This is a genomic window from Colwellia sp. MB02u-6 (assembly GCF_014077095.1).
Lineage (GTDB): Bacteria > Pseudomonadota > Gammaproteobacteria > Enterobacterales > Alteromonadaceae > Cognaticolwellia.
Window position 1 is genome coordinate 473,995 of record NZ_JACGVG010000027.1, and the last position, 20,325, is coordinate 494,319.

The 20,325-nt window shown below is 37.2% G+C and carries 13 protein-coding genes and 3 pseudogenes; 8 read left to right on the plus strand and 8 right to left on the minus strand.

Annotation, left to right across the window (positions count from 1 at the left end):
- Positions 1–993 precede the first annotated feature (993 nt).
- On the plus strand, positions 994–1,551 hold the full coding sequence (locus H4J46_RS04515) for an NAD/FAD-utilizing enzyme (protein ID WP_182232333.1): 558 nt from the start codon (positions 994–996) through the stop codon (positions 1,549–1,551).
- A 587-nt stretch (positions 1,552–2,138) separates the two neighbouring features.
- On the opposite strand, the gene H4J46_RS04520 is transcribed toward H4J46_RS04515, so the two are convergent.
- The 4 genes from H4J46_RS04520 to H4J46_RS04535 all read right to left on the minus strand — a co-directional run bounded on the left by H4J46_RS04520 (position 2,139) and on the right by H4J46_RS04535 (position 5,829).
- Positions 2,139–3,968, minus strand: a complete 1,830-nt coding sequence (locus tag H4J46_RS04520; protein ID WP_182232334.1) for an SLC13 family permease — start codon at positions 3,966–3,968, stop codon at positions 2,139–2,141.
- A gap of 83 nt (positions 3,969–4,051) precedes the next feature.
- Positions 4,052–4,312, minus strand: a complete 261-nt coding sequence (locus H4J46_RS04525; RefSeq protein WP_182232335.1) for a late competence development ComFB family protein — start codon at positions 4,310–4,312, stop codon at positions 4,052–4,054.
- Between the two features lie 122 nt (positions 4,313–4,434).
- The gene (gene priC, locus H4J46_RS04530) at positions 4,435–5,037 is read right to left on the minus strand and encodes a primosomal replication protein PriC (RefSeq protein WP_182232336.1); all 603 of its coding nucleotides are present in this window, start codon (positions 5,035–5,037) and stop codon (positions 4,435–4,437) included.
- A 12-nt stretch (positions 5,038–5,049) separates the two neighbouring features.
- Positions 5,050–5,829, minus strand: coding sequence for a TSUP family transporter (locus H4J46_RS04535; RefSeq protein ID WP_182232513.1), 780 nt, complete (start codon positions 5,827–5,829; stop codon positions 5,050–5,052).
- Between the two features lie 772 nt (positions 5,830–6,601).
- Between H4J46_RS04535 and H4J46_RS04540 the strand changes: the two genes are divergently transcribed.
- Entirely contained in the window at positions 6,602–9,403 is a 2,802-nt protein-coding gene (locus H4J46_RS04540; protein WP_182232337.1) for a TonB-dependent receptor domain-containing protein, read from the plus strand.
- 203 nt (positions 9,404–9,606) lie between these two features.
- Here the strand turns inward: H4J46_RS04540 and H4J46_RS04545 are convergent.
- Positions 9,607–9,883 (minus strand): annotated as a pseudogene (locus tag H4J46_RS04545) (hypothetical protein); the annotation flags it as partial.
- A gap of 590 nt (positions 9,884–10,473) precedes the next feature.
- Here H4J46_RS04545 and H4J46_RS04550 point away from each other — a divergent pair.
- Together H4J46_RS04550 and H4J46_RS04555 are read left to right on the plus strand one after the other, a co-directional pair.
- Positions 10,474–13,371 carry a TonB-dependent receptor domain-containing protein gene (locus tag H4J46_RS04550; protein WP_182232338.1) on the plus strand — a complete coding sequence of 966 codons (2,898 nt, stop codon included), beginning with the start codon at positions 10,474–10,476 and terminating at the stop codon, positions 13,369–13,371.
- A gap of 71 nt (positions 13,372–13,442) precedes the next feature.
- A pseudogene (locus tag H4J46_RS04555) lies at positions 13,443–13,806 on the plus strand (integrase core domain-containing protein); the annotation flags it as partial.
- A gap of 164 nt (positions 13,807–13,970) precedes the next feature.
- On the opposite strand, the gene H4J46_RS04560 reads toward H4J46_RS04555, so the two are convergent.
- On the minus strand, positions 13,971–14,252 hold the full coding sequence (locus H4J46_RS04560; RefSeq protein WP_182232339.1) for a hypothetical protein: 282 nt from the start codon (positions 14,250–14,252) through the stop codon (positions 13,971–13,973).
- Between the two features lie 690 nt (positions 14,253–14,942).
- Between H4J46_RS04560 and H4J46_RS04565 the strand changes: the two genes are divergently transcribed.
- Positions 14,943–15,293 (plus strand): hypothetical protein, encoded by a 351-nt coding sequence (locus tag H4J46_RS04565; protein WP_182232340.1) that lies wholly within the window; start codon positions 14,943–14,945, stop codon positions 15,291–15,293.
- Between the two features lie 505 nt (positions 15,294–15,798).
- Here the strand turns inward: H4J46_RS04565 and H4J46_RS17640 are convergent.
- A pseudogene (locus H4J46_RS17640) lies at positions 15,799–15,915 on the minus strand (hypothetical protein); the annotation flags it as partial.
- A gap of 464 nt (positions 15,916–16,379) precedes the next feature.
- Positions 16,380–16,487, minus strand: a complete 108-nt coding sequence (locus H4J46_RS17645; protein ID WP_404851679.1) for a hypothetical protein — start codon at positions 16,485–16,487, stop codon at positions 16,380–16,382.
- Positions 16,488–17,675: 1,188 nt separating this feature from the next.
- Here H4J46_RS17645 and H4J46_RS04575 point away from each other — a divergent pair.
- Genes H4J46_RS04575 through H4J46_RS04585 form a run of 3 tightly spaced genes read left to right on the plus strand, consistent with a single transcriptional unit; the run spans position 17,676 to position 20,322 of the window.
- Complete coding sequence (locus H4J46_RS04575; protein ID WP_182232341.1) at positions 17,676–18,455, plus strand: DUF3450 domain-containing protein; 780 nt, start codon at positions 17,676–17,678, stop codon at positions 18,453–18,455.
- The gene (locus H4J46_RS04580) at positions 18,455–19,798 is read left to right on the plus strand and encodes a MotA/TolQ/ExbB proton channel family protein (RefSeq protein ID WP_182232342.1); all 1,344 of its coding nucleotides are present in this window, start codon (positions 18,455–18,457) and stop codon (positions 19,796–19,798) included. The genes H4J46_RS04575 and H4J46_RS04580 overlap by 1 nt, the downstream gene beginning before the upstream one ends.
- On the plus strand, positions 19,798–20,322 hold the full coding sequence (locus H4J46_RS04585) for a MotA/TolQ/ExbB proton channel family protein (protein WP_182136962.1): 525 nt from the start codon (positions 19,798–19,800) through the stop codon (positions 20,320–20,322). The genes H4J46_RS04580 and H4J46_RS04585 overlap by 1 nt, the downstream gene beginning before the upstream one ends.
- Positions 20,323–20,325: the final 3 nt, after the last annotated feature.

Below are 20,325 nucleotides of genomic sequence, written 5' to 3' on the forward strand. Positions count from 1 at the left end.
CCAATATTTTTATCAATGACCTACATCAGAAAAGCGTAACTGCCACAATTGGTGCAACAATGAAGTCAGCCAAAACCCCTCATTTTTAATCTTGTAATAGTATTTATTTTTACCAAAATAACGCATTTTGCACATTATTAAGCATAGCTTAGAAAAAGTAGCTTCCATTAGTTATCAGCGATTATATATTTTTCTCTATCCGCACCATCCGCACCAACACAACATACTATCATCTCGTTAAGCACTGTATACCCATCAAAATTTATCTGTGATGACAGGCCAGATTGAAAAAAAATTACTTCGCGCCTTAGCCGAACTCTTGATCCAGAATTGCCCAAATAGCAAAATGGACGTTAATGGAAACGTTATTCCTTGTCAAAATGCCTTAAGGTTTTGATACCAACAGACTAGCCCTTCGGCTACTCCATCAGACTACTCCACCAGACAAGTCCTCAGTAATGGTAACTAATTAAATTTGATGACTTAAAAAATGAATACTGCAAAATGGTCTAGACCTAGACCTAGACCTAGACCTAGAGCAAGCCAATAGTAATTAGGGGATAGTGACGTTAGTTAAATTGAAGTAATACTAAGTTGATTAATTATCTGCTCATTTCTAATGGTTAAAATGAACAACATCATCGTTATAAAATTGATATGGTGAATAGCTACTGACTAAATTTAATGCTTTATATTTATCCATTCTCCCTCAGAAAAAAGCTAATCACTTAATTAAATTAGTATAAAAAAATTTACGAAAAGAAGATTAACATCCTAGTGTTAAAAACCTGTATTCTCAAACAAGACCTTAACAAATGTATTGCCAACACAAAGCTTAAATATTTTTATCTTCACTGTCAGAAGGTCTTTTAAAAATCGCTGCTATACTTCAACACGTAGTCGGCTTAGTTGTTGAGTTTAGCCTGTTTTTTTATTAGTTATACGCGAGCTGAAAATAGCAACTTTATACATCTTATTTAGGTGGAAAAAATTATGATCAGACATTTTTATGTTATAGCAGAAATTGATGAAGTTGAAAAAGTTGAAAAAGATCTCAAGTTACAAGGTTTTACTGATCCACAAATTCATGTGCTTAGTGAAAATGATACTGAGGTCGAAACCCATAATTTACATGCAGTAGAGTCCGTATTAAAACAAGATGTTGTCCATTCAACAATAATTGGTGCTATTTATGGCGTAATTGGCGCTATTATTACTCTCTTCATTTCATATACTATGGGCTGGACAGAATCTACCGTGGGTTGGATACCTTTTATTTTCTTATCTATTATTATACTTGGTTTTTGTACTTGGGAGGGCGGCCTTATCGGCATTCAAACACCTAATATCAATTTTGTACAGTTTAAGGAAATGTTGCATGAAGGTAAGTATATTTTGTTTGTTGATGTCGATCCTGAACAAGAAATAGCTATAGCTTCAGTGATGAAGATGCATCCAAATATTCAAGTGGCAGGGATAGGGGAAGGCGCTCCTCATTGGGTGGTAAGAGCCCAAGATAAATTTAAACGTTTTATGAAAGTTATGCCTTAATTTAGCGAATACTGTTATCACTAGGTGACGATAACAGTAGTTAAAGTTATAAAAGTTAATCTACCACTATATGAGTGAAAATATGAGTGAAAACAGAAAAAAGTATTTACATGATTATGTTTTAGCGAAAAAAATAGAGCAAACCGTTAGTTTATCGATGAGTCTATACCGGTAACAACATCAGCGTTATACGTTTTTGTAAAGAATAAAATAGCAAGGTTGACTTATATTTCAAATACAGCCAGTGATAATGTTTGTACATTACCACCGGGCCTATCACTCAATAATATCGATGCCAATCACTTTTAGCTAACATGCTAGTCACTAAAACCTCTTATCAATTACCTGTCTTCAGTTTCTCGATAGTTGTGATGAAAATCACTATTAATCTCTTTGGAACTCACTAGGCGTTCAGTGTAGAGGGAGATGACTTTAATATTTTTCCAGTTAACCAGAAGAAATTTTAGCTGCAAGTAATGGTATTCTGGGTAAAGGTAAATAAGGCTACAAAATTATCTTGTGAGGCAAAATATCAATCAAATGGCAACTTGGCGTAAACTTATGATTAACCCTCACCCTCACCAAGATTATAAATACAACCAATTTAATAACAGAGAGAGTGTTATCCACATCAATAGAATCAAGGGAATACCAATACGCATAAAGTCAGAAAATTTATAGCCACCGGCATTCATCACCAATAAGTTAGTTTTATAAGCCATAGGTGTGGCATAGCTCAAGTTAGCACCGAATAACACCGCTAAGATAAATGGCTCAGGTGAAAGGTTTAACTGGCTAGCTACTGAAATAGCAATAGGTGTACCAATAACGGCTGCAGCATTGTTAGAAACGATATTAGTTAATATGGCTAATAACAACATTAATGCGGCTAAAATTCCTCCTGGCGGTAAACCAAAAGATAAGGCGACAAAAACCTGGGCTATATATTCTGCGCCTCCGGTTATCATCATTGCAGATCCTAAAGCTAAAGAGGCGGCAACAATTAAAATAACTTGGGTACTAAGCGCAGAGGCAGCTTCTTGCCAATCTAAGCATTTAGTCACTAACAGTATCAACACCCCACATACTGAACTAATTTCAATGGGTAAAATACCTAGTGCCGACGAAATAACCACGGCGAGTAATGTGCCCAAAGCCAATGGCGCTTTTTTTGTTTGTGGCAATGATTCTGCCCCATCGATTATTAACAGACCGGGTTTGGATTTTAATAAACTTATTTGCTCGGTTTCTCCTTGCACAAGTAATACATCACCAATCTGCAAGCGACTGTTTCCTATGCCATTAGCACCAATTTCCATTGCTTTACCTGCTCTGTGCAATGCCACTACCGTTATGGCATGTTTACGAATGAAATTTGCCTGTTGTAAGGTGCGACCTTCAAGACCAGAGCCAGCGATGATGACAATTTCAGCCAAGGTTTTTTTTTCAGCTTTTAATGGATGCTCTTCGTCAACTTTATGCAAGCCAGAAAATAAAGTGGCTCCTAATACTGTTTCATATTCTTTTAGACGATCGGGGTAGTCATGAACCTTTAATCTGTCCCCAACAACAAGCAAAGTATCGGGTAAAGGGATAATATTTCGATTGTCGGGCCCTCGCTGGATACTCTCTATTTTTATTTGGCCATCAGTTAAGGCAATTATCTCGGTAATGGTTTTTTCGTTAACAAGACTGTTTTCGTTTATATTGAGGTAAGCACTAAATATACGTGGCGACGTATCAGGCATTGATGGTGATCTACGAGGTAAAAGTTTTGGCGCAATTAGCCATAAGTAAAGTATAGCAACGACTGAAGCCATAAGTGCTGGCTTAGCAAAGTCAAATAGCCCAAATTCAGCTGCGCCCATATTTCTTGCAATACTAACCACGAGTAAGTTTGTTGAGGTGCCTATCGTTGTGGCCATTCCGCCGACTAAAGTGGCTAATCCCATAGGTAACAACATGGGTGATGAATCTGTTTTAGTGCGTAACGACACGCTGATCAAAATAGGCAGTAATAAAACTACGACAGGGGTATTGTTAATAAAGGCACTTAACCCGCCCGCTAAAATAAGTGTGATCAATAAAGACAGTGTGGGGTTTATTTTCCACAACTTGGCCAGGTATCGGCCAATAGGCTCCAAGGCCCCGGTGCGCACAATGCCATGGCCAATAATCATCAAGGAACATACAGTAACCAAAGCTTCATGACCAAAACCAAAGAACAAGGAACTTGGTTCAAAGTGTTTGCCATCGCTATAAAATGGAAAAATAGCAAACGTAACACTTAAAATTGCTATCACAGCAAGTGAGGAGGTTTCTAAGGGGGTATCTTCTCGACGAAATAAATACAATGCCAATACTGTTATCAATAAAACTGCTAAGGCATGATTATTAGGAAGCTCTGGAATATTCAAAGGCTTTACCAAGTTGATTTAATTATCTAGTTTTTAGCGCTAGCCCTGATTTAGTCGAATTTCATCAGTTATTTATTAACAAACTAAGTATGTTCTTTCATAAACTCTAATGCTTTTGCGACCGCTACTTTGACATTGCTTTCCATTTCAAAACGCTCAGATGCGGGTAAATAAAAGGCCATATCAACTTCATGGCGGATGTAGCGGGTGGGTAATTGATTTAACACCACGCAAACTAAATCTGCTAAAAACTCAGCATCATAGCTTTCTTCTAATTTTAACGTAGCAAAGTGCTGATCCACTAATTTTTCATAGTAGTTGTGAATATCATCAGAAATTTTCATGTAGGCGCCGCTTTATTTAATGACTATATTTTCAAGCGTAATGCTAGCGCAATGAAAACACCAACTTTTTTATGCCTTTAGATTGATTTTTATCAAAAAAGTCAATGGCAGTAAGCTATTAGTTAAAATTTTTCAGCTTGGGCTATTTCACGTTCTAATTTAGATATGGCTTGACGACATCGACCAAGGCGCTGATGTAGCGCAAGAATTTCTTCAGTAAATTGCTTTGTTTGTGTCGCTGATGTGTTGTGGCCTTGTCGTTCACGCACTTGGATCATTTCTACTAATCGGCGTTCAAATTCAAAGGTTTCATTTAGCTTTTTATGTAAGTTGTGACTTGATTGCATTACCGCTTGAGCCGCTTTTTTATAACGACGGGCTTTTATGGCAACAAGCCTTTGAGTTGGCTCTTTATGGAGCGCACTATTTGAATTCAATGCGTTACGCAACGCTGATATTTGCTGTTCTATTATGAGTAAACGGCTGTGTGCAAGTGCATTCTTGTTAGCTGATAGTAATCGAGACAATTCATTAGTTTTATTTTTTACTTCAATAATATAAGGACGGAACTGATCGCTATGGGTGAGGAATAATGCTTCAGAAAAAATATCATTTTCTTGAATTATTTTATGTGATTTAGAATGTTTATTTTGTTGATCAACTTGCAGAGCTTGCTCGTTAAGTTGGTCGAGAATGGCGTGAATTTTATTAATTGCACTTTGCATAAGTAACCCTTCTTAGCTCAGCCAAGCTTGGTAGCCCAAGTTAACAGACATTAAAATAACCACAGTAATAAATACCGGGCGGATAAACTTACTACCAAATTTAATCGCCCAATGAGCGCCTACCCACGCACCTAGCATCATAAATATTCCCATAGAAATGCCTAAGACAAAGTTAACATGGCCAAGATAGATAAAGGTTAATAAGCTAAAAAAGTTACTGACAAAATTGGTGGAGCGGGCTAAGCCAGAACTTAAAAGAATATCGATCTTATATATTGCATTAGACGAGCTTACCCAAAATGCCCCTGTACCGGGGCCTGCAAAACCATCATAAAATCCTAGTATTAAGCCTTGTACAACTTGCTTGAATTTAATCGACATGGTTTTTAACGGCAAACCATGTATGTCACTAGTGACTGAGCTTGAAAGTAAGGTATATATTGCCGTCATCACTATTAGTACTGGGATGTACTTATCTAAAAATTCGACAGATAAAAAATTAACTATTATGGTGCCTAAAATAGCACCAATAGCGGTAGCAATAATAGCAAATCGCCAATATTTAGGGCTAAAAAGTCTTTTTCGATAGAAGGCAAATGATGCGGTGAATGAACCAAAAGACGCAGCAAGCTTGTTGGTGCCTAACGCGACATGTGGTGGCAAGCCTGACGTTAGTAATGTTGGAACCGTCAGCATTCCGCCGCCACCGGCGATGGCATCAATTAGCCCTGCAACAAAGCCGACACTACATAAGGTTATCCATAAACTCATGTCTAGGACGGGATCAATAATCATAGGGTTTATTGCGTATAAAATTTAGCGCTAACTATACCACAGAGAATGCTTGATTTGATTGCCCTTTATTTTTCAATTTTTCACGTGTGAAATCAGTTTTCAATTAATGTGTATTAATTAAACCGAACCAGGCTCTGTTATAACTTTAAATACCAATATCACCAGTTAATATAACTAGTAATTCAATAGTTCCTTAGCATTACTTGATCTCAGTTACAAAATAAATATTAACAAAAGCAGCTAAGCGTTTCATTTTATTTACAGTAATTGAATTTTTTATTAAGCGATTGTAATTATTAATTTATCTTAATTTACTGGTTATTATTTTATCTCATCCAAAAGTTTTTATTTTTTAAATAAAACTCTTTAATACATATTTTTATTGAACTTTATCCATTGTTTTATATGGTTTAATTTTAATATGGAAATAGGTGGTTGTGATGTACTAGTGTTTATTTATGTAATTTTCACTCGGAATGACATTTTATTTTTTTTAGTCAGTATTTTGCTGTTTTGACTTATTTACCTAACTCTAAAGTTAACAAACGTACCATTTTTATTGGCCTATTAACTAAATTGCAACAATAATAACAAGGTATGTTTACTTTTTTGTAGCAGTATTGAGTTCGATATCTTAGCCAATATATTAGGATTATGACCAAAAGAGCAAATTAAGTTTTACGACCAAAAGAGCAATAATAATTCAAAAATAGGCAAAATAGCGCTGAATTTAAACACTAATATCACGAAAGTGGTTCAGGGAGTATTTATGTATAACAATAGTAAAATAGCTACAACAGTACGCATCGCCATGATGTTTGGCGCAGGCGCAGCTGCCGCAATTTCAGCACCTGCATTTTCAGCAGAAGATGAATCAGCTGAAAGCGTAGAGCGTATTGAAGTAACAGGTTCTCGCATTAAGCGTGCAGATATAGAAGGTGCAAATCCTGTCCAAGTTATCACTCGCCAAGACCTTGTTGCTTCAGGTATCTCTAATATGGGTGATATCTTGCAAGAAATTCCATCGGTAGCTGGCGCGGGTACTAACACCGCGATCAATAACGGTGGTTCAGGTGCTATTCGCGTATCATTACGTGGTTTAGGTTCTGAACGTACTCTAGTTCTTCTAAACGGTCGCCGTATGGTAGCTTCAGGTACTGGTGCAGACAGTTCAGTTGATTTAAGTACTATTCCTACTGCTATTGTTAAGCGCGTAGAAGTTTTAAAAGATGGCGCATCAGCTATTTACGGCTCTGATGCGATTGGTGGTGTTGTAAACATTATTACGCGTGACGACTTTGAAGGTTTCGAATTTAATGCTGGTTACGATATCGGCACTGAAGAGTCGGATGGTGAAACCAAGAATATCGATTTAACTATTGGCTTTTCTGGTGATAAAGGTAATGCGGTTGTAAACGCATACTATGTTCAGCAGGGTGCACAATGGTCTGGAGACCGTGATTGGTCTAAATTCGATTATGGTATGGAAGAGGATGGTTCATTAATTCCAGGTGGCTCTTCAGCTACACCATGGGGTCGTTTCCGTGGTTTTGATGAAGACGCTGATGGCTGTACAGATTTCACTCATGGTGCAGCTAATGGACCAGGTCAATCTGATCCCTCAGATCACCGTACTGCCGGTTATGACTGTTTTGGTGGTACCGATTTATACAACTTCGCACCAGCAAATTATCATTTAACACCTGCAGAGCGCTACGGTGTTTTTGCATCGGGTTCATATGAACTTAATGATAGTGTTCGCGTATTTACGGAGTTAAGCTTTAACCGTCGTACATCAGATATTAAATTAGCACCATTACCTTTAGCTCCATTAGCATTCTTTGGTTACTCTGCTCCTTACACTGCCGATAACTACTACAACCAGACCGTAGGTCCAAAAAATGGTGCAGGCGAAAGTCAAGATATAGCTGATTGGCGTCGACGTATGGTTGAAACTGGCGGTCGTGATTCTACTTACCGTATTGAAACTGTACGTGCAATGTTTGGCATTGATGGCGAATTTGATAATGGCTGGGGCTGGGAAGCTAGCTACATCTTTGGTTCAAATGACTCTGCAACTTCCGCACAAGGAGGTGTAAACTTTGAGAAAGTAGCATTAGCCGTAGGCCCGTCATTTTTAGATGATACTGGAAGTATAATTTGTGGCACGGTAGATGCGCCAATTGCCGGTTGCGTATCGTTGAATGTTTTTGGTGTTCCAGGTACAGATAGTGAAGTTTCTCAAGAAATGTTAGATTACATTACTTTTGAAGCACATGATCTTGGCTCTAATGAACAGCAAATTATGTCAGCAAGTATTTTTGGTGATGCATTTGAATTACCAGCAGGTACTGTTGGTTTTGCCGCTGGTATTGAACATCGTGAAGAAAAAGGTGCAGATTATCCTGACGCGCTTATCGCTTTAGGTATCACGTCGGGTTCATCGCGTACATCAACAGAAGGTAGCTACGAAGTAGACGAAGTATTCTTTGAAACTAATGTTCCACTATTAAGTGGTGTTGTTGGCGCTGAAATATTAGAAGTTGATTTAGCGGTTCGTTACTCTGACTACAATACGTTTGGTGATACTACTAACCACAAAATTGGTGTTCGTTGGGTTCCATTCGATGGTCTAATGGTTCGTGGTACATCTTCAACAGCATTCCGTGCTCCTTCTACATCTGATTTGTTCGCTGGTTCTTCAGACAACAGTCCAGAAGTCGTAGATCCATGTTTTACTAACCCAACAGCATTCTGTATTGCTAACGGTGTTCCTGCCGCTGGTTTTGTGCCAATTGGTGACCAATTATCTTCAACGCGTGGTGGTAATCAAGAACTTCAACCTGAAGAAGCTGATATTTTTACCGCTGGTATTGTATATAGTCCTGATTTTGCTGAAAATTTTTCACTAACGTTAGATTACTGGGATATCGAAATTACTAGTGCAATTAGTACGTTAGGTGAACAGTTAATTCTTACAAGTTGTGCAGCAAGTGGCGAATATTGTGACAAAATCACTCGTTTTGGTGTTGATAGCCCGCTTTACGGTAACTCAATTGATATTGATGATCGTACAACAAATGTTGGTGGTGTTGAATCATCAGGTTACGACTTTAATATTCGTTACTCAACAGACCTTGAAGGTGGCACAATAACTTTCAACGTAGACACGACTTATTATGATACATATGATATTACACAAGCTAATGGCGCTGTAATCGAAAATGCTGGTTACTTCTACCGTAATAGCGGTGATGGTAACTTCCCTAAGTGGAAAACTAATGCTGATGTTCGCTATACAAGTGATGATTGGTCTGCAGCTTGGTCAGTTCGTTATATAGGTGATGTTAAAGAGACGTTTGGTGATGGATTCCGTACGATTGATAAGCAAATCATTAATGATGCTCGCTTTAGCTACTTAATGGATAATATGACTGCATCTATTGGTCTAAATAATGTATTTGATGAAGATCCACCTTATGCAGATACTGGTTTTAACGATAATACTGACCCTCGTACTTATAACACTCAAGGTCGTCATGTATACGTTACTTTAGGATTATCTTTCTAAGATGATTTTTAAATAAAGCAAATAAAAAAGCCATTGAGGTAGACTCAATGGCTTTCTAATATGCTTTACTAGGTATTTTAAACCGCAGTAATTGGGCAGTAATTTAATACTAATACTATTGGTATTTGGTATAATGTCTTGTCCATTTTGAGCACACTACAACCAAGGTATTTTTTTTTCTGTTTTTCTTTTATTTTTGATAATCAATCAATCAACCAATAGATAAACATGGCTATGCACTTGGCTAAGATCAATTTTATAGGCAAATAAATAATTGCTAGTTTTAACAATCGATTAGCTATCTTTTTTTGATAAATAGACGATTGAAGTTATAACAGAACTCATCTAAGTAGTCTTACATGTATTTCCTTGATACACCATGAAATGTACCTAACAAAAACGTTTTAAAGTACCGATGGCGATGTGCATCCAAGGTAGCCATTTATCAACCAATTGACTTGGTATGACTCTGGCTTCGTAGTCTTGTGTTTGGTCAATAATATTCAATACGGGCAATTCATCTGAATGAACTTTTTGACCCTGCTTTAAGTATTTTTTGACAAATTTTTCTCCACTAAAATGACAACTATTATCGACTACTGTTATAGCAATAAATCCTACTTCTGGCATATTTATGGTAATGGCTATCTATACAGTGCGCTTCCATCCCAAGTTATCTGCAGAGGTATGTTTTATTATTCTTCTATACCTTCCAAAACGTTATTATTTTTAATGTTGGCTCTCTTAATAAAATCATAAAAATTAAATATACTGTCGCATTTGGCTTAATTTTTATAGCGAATAAGGCTACTGCGATCTGTTATGTTTATTTTTGTAAGCTTTAATTTGAAATAATCTTTTTATTTTGTTGTTTTTAAAGTGTTTTTTTTTAAACTGTACTGCGACATCTTATTAAAGTTGTTCAAATGTAACTCTTTGTATTGACCTGTTAACAATATTAAGTTTAATATCTTAACCGTTAGGTCAGGTATCTGATCAAAATAATTCAACAAGACAATATAGTCTTGAATTTAAACATTAGTATCACGAAAGTGATCCAGGGAGTAATTATGTATATCAATAGCAAAGTCGCTAAAGCAGTGCGCATCGCCATGATGTTTGGTGCCGGTGCAGCTGCAGCAATTTCAGCACCTGCATTTTCAGCAGAAGAAGAATCAGCTGAAAGTGTAGAGCGCATTGAAGTAACAGGTTCTCGCATTAAGCGTGCTGACATGGAAGGTGCAAATCCTGTCCAAGTTATCACTCGTCAAGACCTTGTTGCATCAGGTATCACTAATATGGGTGATATCTTACGAGAAATTCCATCGGTAGCTGGTGCCGCAACTAACACCGCGATCAATAACGGTGGTTCAGGCGCCATTCGTGTTTCATTACGTGGTTTAGGTTCTCCTCGTACATTGGTACTTTTAAATGGCCGCCGTATGGTTGCCTCTGGTACTGGTGCGAACAGTTCAGTTGATTTAAGTAGTATCCCAACTGCCATTGTAAAACGTGTTGAAGTTTTAAAAGATGGCGCATCAGCTATTTACGGCTCTGATGCGATTGGTGGTGTTGTAAACATTATCACGCGTGATGATTTCGAAGGCTTCGAATTCAATGCTGGTTACGATATCGGCACTGAAGAGTGGGATGGCGAAACCAAGAATATCGATTTAACCATAGGTTTTTCAAACGATAAAGGTAATGCTGTTGTAAATGCATACTATGTTCAGCAAGGCGCACAATGGTCTGGCGATCGTGATTGGTCTAAATTCGAGTATGGTTTGAATACAGATGGTTCATTCTCTAAAGGTGGCTCTTCGGCTCCACCATGGGGACGTTACAACGGTGTAAACTCAGCTAACCCAGATAACTTTACTCAACTTCGTTTAGATGAAGATGGCAACCCTGATTTAGATACAGATGGTAACCAACAGTTTGACTTACCTACAGGTACTTGTAACTCATTTACGCACGGTGCAGGAAATGGTCCAGGTCAATCTGACCCTTCTAACCCAGCAAATGCTACGGGTTATGATTGTTGGGATTGGGATAAAGATACTTATAACTACGCACCAGCTAACTATCACTTAACGCCACAAGAGCGTTACGGTATTTATGCTTCAGGCTCTTATGAGATCACTGATACTGTTCGAGTATTTACGGAGTTAAGCTTTAACCGTCGTACTTCTAAAACAAAACTTGCGCCATTACCATTAGCGCCATTAGCATTCTTTGGCTGGGGTGATGCAACTTACTCTGCAGACAACTACTACAATCAACAATTCGGTCCAAAAGACAAAAATGGCGATACAGTAGATATTGCTGATTGGCGTCGTCGTATGGTTGAAACTGGCGGTCGTGATTCACAATTCCGCGTTGAAACGGTACGTGCTATGATTGGTATGGACGGTGAATTTGACAACGGTTGGGGTTGGGAAGCAAGTTACATTTTTGGTCGTAACGATTCAGCAACACAAGGTGCTGGCGGTGTAAACTTTGAAAAAGTTAGCGCAGCTGTTGGTCCATCTTTTATGGATGAGCTTGGTAATGTAGTTTGTGGCACTGAAGCTGATCCAATTGCGGGCTGTGTATCATTAAATACTTTCGGTACTCCTGGTACAGATGGCGAAATCAGCCAAGAAATGATGGATTACATGTTGTTTGAAGCACATGATGTTGGTTCTAACGAACAGCAAATCATGTCTGCAAGTATCTTTGGTGATGCTTTTGAATTACCCGCTGGTACTGTAGGTTTCGCAGCAGGTGTTGAGCATCGTGAAGAAAAAGGTGCTGATTTCCCTGACGCGCTAATTGCTTTAGGCATTACATCTGGCTCATCACGTACATCAACGGTAGGTAGCTACGAAGTCGATGAAGTATTCCTTGAAACTAATGTTCCACTATTGAGTGGTGTTGTTGGCGCTGAAGTATTAGAAGTTGATTTAGCAGTTCGTTACTCTGACTACAATACGTTTGGTGATACAACTAACCACAAAATTGGTGTTCGTTGGGTTCCATTTGATGGACTAATGGTACGTGGTACATCATCAACAGCATTCCGTGCTCCATCTACATCTGATTTGTTCGCTGGTTCTTCAGACAACAGCCCAACAGTCGTTGATCCTTGTAACAAAAACCCAACAGCATTCTGTATTGCTGATGGTGTTCCTGCTGCCGGTTTTGAACCCATTGGTGACCAATTATCTTCAACTAAGGGTGGTAATCAAAATTTACAACCAGAAGAAGCTGATATATTTACCGCTGGTATCGTATATAGCCCTGATTTCGTAGAAGGTTTGTCAGTAACTTTAGATTACTGGAATATCGAAATTACTAGTGCAATTAGTACGTTAGGTGAGCAGTTAATTCTAGATAGCTGTGCAGCAACTGGCGAGCATTGTGATAAAATTACACGTTTCGCTGCTGATAGCACACTTTACGGTAACTCAATTGACATTGATGACCGCACAACTAACGTTGGTGGTGTTGAATCATCAGGTTACGATTTTAACGTTCGTTACTCAACAGATCTTGCAGGTGGCACAATAACTTACAACGTTGACACGACTTTTTATGATACATATGATATTACACAAGCCAATGGTGATGTAATTGAGAATGCTGGTTATTTCTACCGCAATAGTGGTGATGGTAACTTCCCTGAATGGAAAACAAATGCTGACGTTCGCTACACAAGCGATGATTGGTCTGCAGCATGGTCAGTTCGTTACATTGGTGAAGTAGATGAACCATTTGACGGTGACTTCCGTGCTATTGATGCTCAAATTATTAATGATGCACGCTTTAGTTACTTCATGGATAACATGACTGCAACTATTGGTCTGAATAACATATTTGATGAAGATCCTCCGTATGCAGATACTGGCTTCAACGATAATACAGACCCTCGTACTTATAATACGTCAGGTCGTCACGTTTACGTAACTTTAGGATTAGCTTTTTAAGTTAGTTTTAGTTAAGTAAAATCATCAAAGCCATTGAGGTAAACTCAATGGCTTTTTCATTTGCTTTATTTGGCGTTATTACCTCGCGAAGTCGCCCAGGGTAAGTAACGATAATCCGCACTCAGAATTACTATTTAGAACGGTAAAGTATCACCCTCGTTTGCCTAGCGAAGGTTTTAAATCGTTAAATGGAGCTCAACAATGGGTAAAATAATTTGTTTATTGTTACAACAATGAGCATCGCCATAGCAGGATCAATTTTGTGACACGATGCTAGAGACATGGTGGTCTGGATGTTGAGGTACTAGTGAAGCGAAAAGAGTTATATCAGAAAAAAGAAATGAACATCCACAGCGATGGTCAAAAGAATAGAGAAACTGGCAGCGAATAGACGCTGTGAAGTTAAATCCTGAGCAAAAAAAAGAAGCGACTTAACAATTTAGGCGACAACTGTCTTGAAAAAGACCGTATCGATACATTTGAAGCATAACCCACCCTAACTTCTCAATCGGTAAGGATTAGCTTTCTGTAGAAGCTACTTAAGCTTTATTTAGCAATTACATTACTATATATATTATAATTTAGTATTTATTCAATCGCTAAATTCTTGAACCAGCGCTAGTTTGGGCTTTACTTTCTTGTGATCTAAGCGCTTCTTGGTTTCTTCTTCTTACTTCGTCAGCTAATTCTTTCGATATACAAGTGCGTTTTTTTCTATGGCTTCCTGTCGTAGCTCTATACTCACATACCATATTTTTATCCTTTGCCATCTTGGTATATTTATCACCATTTTCTTTAGATTTATCAGCATAGCCTGACTGACTTGAACTACAAGCGGCGAGTAGTATAGTGATGCTAATTAGTAATGTTTTTTTTAACATTTTGAGCTCCATTTTTATATTTTTGAGTAAAGGCTGCTTTGTAACCTACTAAATTACAAACTGATAACCAAACTGTCAGGTACCACAAACTATATCTTAGCAAATACTGCAAACAGCATTGTTAATAAGTTGTACGTTTTTCATTACATTTCTTTATTAGTACTTTGCAAAATAACCTAGATTATAATTTTCACTATAAATAGATATGTAATAATTTTGTAAAAATTGACATAAATCCAAAAGAATATAAAATTTTTTATTCAGATGATTAACAAAGATTATTTTTTATCCTTAAATAATAAGGTAGCTTAGCGTAATAGGCAATATTTAAAAAAGGTAGAGATCTATATAAAAGTTATACCTACGCTCATAGAGGTAGGTTTGATGAGATCTGTTGATTAGTTTGTAGGTATTGAACGCTTTGATTCGATCAATTTTTATTGCTTTGAAGACGGTTGTGATTTTAATCAATTAGAGTGTTGGTCGCTGGCAGTGGAACAGTAGGTTCCGTTATTTTTTAGTAAAGTAATTAAAAGGTAACACGGCAGGAATTTGACCAATATAAACTGGTTACATGGTTTACTATTTTTATTTGGTGGGATATAGGTAATTTGGGCTATATAAATTGCACAGGTGTATTACATCATTTAGACGAGTAATTGTTAGGTCTACACTCACAATAAAAATTTATTGAATGACTCAGGTGCGATGGGTTTGATGGTATACGGGAAATATAGACGAACTGGCGGTTATCAAATGCAGCAGTTAATGAGAATGATTAACGCGAATGAAGAATATTTGTCTAATGAGGTGACAAATATTAAAAGAATATTGGCGAATCGCCCAAAAACTAATTGGTTTTCCCATAATGTAAAATTTATAGTTGATTATATTAAAGGTAAAGATCTCGGCTTAGTCGATTTATTGTTGTATGAGCAATATTGTACTTATAGCATTTTAGAAGTGTATCCGTTGCTCGAACAGTCAGGGTTGCAGTTTGTAGCGTTTAATGATGTTAAAATGAAAATTCCCTACCGGTAGGGCAATATATTACCGATAATGACTTACTTGAGGAAATTAAGCTGCAATCGATAAAAAAGTAGTACAGTATTATTGAATTATTAGTGGCGCTTTTAAAAATCACGAGTGCTATGCCTCAGGAGGTCTTGATTCAATGGACTTCACTAGACAGTTTTTAACTCGTAAAAATATGCTTGCTCAAATTTAGTAGCTGAAATACCACCTGTATGATAGTGACGCTTTTAGGATTGTAGAATATTTATATAAAATTGAATATCTCTTCTTTCGCTTCTTTACGTATTGAATATATCTTTTGTTTTACGATAATCTTTTAATAGTCGCGAAAAAAATTTGGCCACAGCATTATCATAACAGTTTCCTAGTCGACTCATCGATAGCAAAAAATTATGTGCCTTCATGAACGCTAAGTAATATCCGCTGCCATATTGACTGCTTTAATCACTATGAACCATCACATCAGCCTTAAGTTGGTGTTGATAAACAGCCATGAGTAACCTATTAATGGTTAACTTCTTATCCATCGAGCATCTACTATCTTGAGGGAGCATAAATCCATAACTGTCGCTAAATACAAAAAGCCCTCATGTTTTTTTATGTAGGTGATGTCGCTGACCCAAACTTGGTTAGGTGCTGGAGGGCGAGTTGACGCTTAAGTATATTATCCGCAATAGGTGATGTGCTACCACCTTTGATATATCGATGTTTATACCCTAGTTTGCTTTAGCGTATGTTTGTTCATAATCTTAGCCACACGATTCACACTACATAATTTACCAACCCTACGTAAGTCATTATGTATCCAAGGGCTACCCTAGGTACCGTCACTCTCAACATAAAAGGTTTTAATAAGTTTGAGTAAACGATTATTTTCAATCTCGCTTGTGCTTAATGGTTTATTTAAACAGGCACAAAACCGCTTCGATGTAGCTTGAAAATATGGCATATCGCAACAACCTAAAATTCACCTGGATAATTATGAATGAATATGTATTTTACTCTGGGGTTGCTGGCAAAGTACCTTGCGGCTTTTTTAGGATGTCACGCTCCTCTTAACCCAACGTAATCCAGCTTCGATTTTATCGAACCTTAGCTGTTCATCTGGAGCTTTAAACGATTTAGGTTTATCCGATAATGACTTCGCCAGTGATATAACGTTTTAGTGCAAATATCTAACCGCTCCGATACTTCAGCGATCGAATAACCACGTTAATTGGTTTGTTGAACTGCTTAAATTTTTGGGTATACGGTTTGCCTTTACTCATAAACACCTCTAAATGAAGCTACAATGTAACTTATTGGGTGTCTAGTAAAGTTTAGGAAGTCCATTCTTCTTTTCTGAGAGTCTCTATAAAATCTAGGTAGTCAACTAGCAGAAGCTATATTGGCAAACGGCAATAGATCTATGTCGATTAAAAACATCAGCTTATTTGAGTTTGATCTAGCTATGTTTAAATTAAACTAGTTAATATTTAAAATATTGATGGTAAAAATACACTACAAGTTATTTGTGAGCAGATAACTAAAGGATTAATCCCGAGATAATAATCAGTTAATGGCTCACTTTTCTCAGTGTATAAAAAATTCAACAACTCGATTAGATACTTTTACGAGCAAGCTTGTTTCGATTGAAATAGTGCATAATGACTGTTGCAAAAATGACTACCTCACAGATATTCGTCATTGGCATTGAAACAATTAGTTCCTCGGTATTTTGGGTGATTACAAAAAGATTATTCAAATAGTTGGAAACTGAAAGTTGCTTAAGGAGACTATTAGTTTTTTATCCCTTAATTTGTGCATTTTTAGTGAGTTGTCATATACTGTTATATTGGAAGTTAATGCCTCAAATACGAATACCCCCTTATGATAATAACTTACTATCTAAGGAGGCTCGTTTTTGGTCGTGTCAATTTCTCTTGTGCTTAAATTATAAGCTGTTCATAGCTAGTATAATTTAAGGAAGGTGTTGATCAGCGTCATATAGCTTGCATATTTTTAATATTATATATTTGTTCATTTAAAAACCAAAATGGCACAATTAAACCGCATTTAGATAATAAAGTTTGACTTACTACGAAAGAGTTAGTAAAACATGAGCAGCACATATTTTTACAATAAAGGGGTCTTCTGTAACATCGATTAAATCAATAAAATTCTGTATTAAATGAATGTATTGTTAAATTATCGTTACAAAAAAATTTACTTCACTCTTTAAAAGTGAAATAAATAGTCTTTTTATGGTACTTAGTTGACAGTTAGGCTGTCGTCTGGGAATATTGTCGTAGTTTTATTTTAGAATAATAAAACTTTAAATGGCAGATTATTAAATTTGCGTTAACAATAAAGCTTGTTATCAAAATTCAATAGCAATGGTTGGGAACTATGTCCAAATTAAGCAAGAAAAGCCTTATCGCAACGACGATAATTGGCGCACTAGCATTTTCAGCAAGCAATTTCGCTGCTGCAGATGCATTAACAGAACTACAAAAAGCAGAAGCTCAAATTTTTAAAGCTTCAAGTCAATCACAAAGCAAAATAGATAACATTTACGGACAAACTCAAGAGCTACTAGCTGAGTACCGTAATACAGTCGATGAAGCTGACGTGTTAAACGGTTATAACGATCATGTTCAACTAATGGTTGATGATCAAGAAGCTAATATTAAATCATTACAAAAACAAATTGCTGGTATAGATAAAACCAAGCAAGGCGTTGTGCCATTGATGTACAAAATGATTGACACATTAGATAAGTTTGTTGACCTTGATGTTCCTATGAACATTGATGCACGTAAAGAGCGTATTGCTGGTTTACGTGATGTAATGGGTGATTCAGATGTATCAGTATCTGAACAGTTTCGTTTAGTGCTTGAAGCATATGAAATTGAAGCCAGTTACGGCACCATATTCGGTGTGTATCAAGGTGAGCTTGACTTAGGTGATCGTATGATCACTGCTGATTTTGTTCATATGGGTCGTATTTCATTTGTTGCTCAATCTCTTGACATGAAAAACTCTTGGGTTTGGAACAATGAAAAACGTGGTTGGGATGTTTTAGGTGACGAATACTTGAAACCAGTCACTGATGCCGTTCGTATGGCTCGTAAGCAATTACCCCTTGATCTAGCTAAACTACCCGTATTTGCAGCAGGAGCAAAATAATGAAAAAAGTTATTAATTTCGTATTATTTGCTGCTTCAATGACAGTAGCAGCTTCAGCATCAGCGAATCAGTTAGATGACTTATTAAAACAAGTTAAAAATGACCGTATTTCTGAAGCTAAAATTGATAAAAAACGTGAAGCAGAATTTATTTCTGCGCGTTCTGACAAGCAATCGTTATTGAACACAGCTAAAACAGAACTAGCAAATCAACAAGCACGAAACAAACGTTTGACAAAAGAGTATGCTGCTAATGAAATCACTTTAGCGCAAAAGTCTGTAGAGTTAGACAATGCCCAAGGTACTTTAGGTGAAATGTTCGGTGTAAGTCGTGCAGCTGCAGCTAATGCTTATGGCTCAATTGTAACGTCAATCGTTTCAGCTGAATACCCAGGTCGTGGTGATACGTTAGACATGATTGCTAATTCAAAAGCTATTCCTGAACTTGAGCAGCTTGAAGAATTATGGTTTGCTCTGCAAACAGAAATGACTCAGTCAGGTGAAGTATCTAAGTTTACTACAGAAGTAACTAACTTAGATGGTTCAAAGTCTACTGAATCAGTAACACGTATAGGTACTTTCAACTTAGTGTCTGAAAACGGTTACTTAAATTATAATGATGAAGTTGGTCAAGTACAGCCACTAGCTAAGCAACCTGCTGGTTATATCGCTGGTACTGCGGCTTCTTTCTTCGGTGAAACTTCTGGTTTTTCACCTCTTTATGTTGATCCATCTCGTGGTGCTATCTTAACGCTTGAAACGCGTAAGAAAACATTGATGGAATTCTACCATGAAGGTAAAGAAGTAGGCTATGCCATCACTGTATTACTATTCTTTGGTCTTCTTATTGCTTTAGAGCGTATGATTGTTCTTGGCAGCATGAGTTCTAAAATTCGCGCTCAAGAGAAGAATCTTGAACAACCAAACGACAATAACCCACTGGGTCGCTTGTTAAAAGTTTACTTTGATAACAAAGCGGTTGATGCGGAAACACTTGAACTTAAACTTGATGAAGCTATATTACGTGAAACACCTAAAGTTGACCGTGGTATTAACTTAATCAAAATGTTCGCTGCAATTGCACCACTAATGGGTCTATTAGGTACAGTAATCGGTATGATTATGACGTTCCAAACGATTACATTATACGGTACAGGTGACCCGAAAATTATGGCGGGTAACATCTCTCTAGCACTTGTAACAACTGCCCTAGGTTTGATTTGTGCATTGCCATTAATCTTAATCCACAGTGTTGTTGCTGGTAAAAGTAAATCTGTATTGCAAAAGCTAGACGAGCAAAGTGCTGGCTTGATCGCTGCTATTGCAGAGAAGGAGTCTAAATAATGTTATTCCTGATAGAGCTTTGGGAATCTGTCAGGAGTTTTATTGCGACTGGCGGTAACGTACTTTACGTTGTTGCCTTCGCACTCTTATTGATGTGGATAATGATGATAGAGCGTTATTGGTTCCTATCTAAAATCTATCCTAAAATGAAAGACGATATTGTCGGACGTTGGGATGCAAGAGAAGATACTACTTCTTGGTATGCACATCGAATTAGAGATACTTGGATCTCCGAAGCGACAGAACTACTAGAGCAACGTATGCTCACAATTAGAACCTTGGTGGCAATGTGTCCACTAATTGGTTTACTTGGTACCGTAACCGGCATGATCGGTGTGTTTGAAGTAATGGCACAACAAGGTACTGGTAATCCGCGTCTGATGGCGTCTGGTATATCAATGGCAACAATTCCGACAATGGCGGGTATGGTTGCAGCATTATCAGGGGTGTTTTTCAGTTCAAGGTTAGACGCTAAAGTTAAACTAGCAAAGGCTAAACTGGTTGACAGTTTACCTCATCACTAGAGA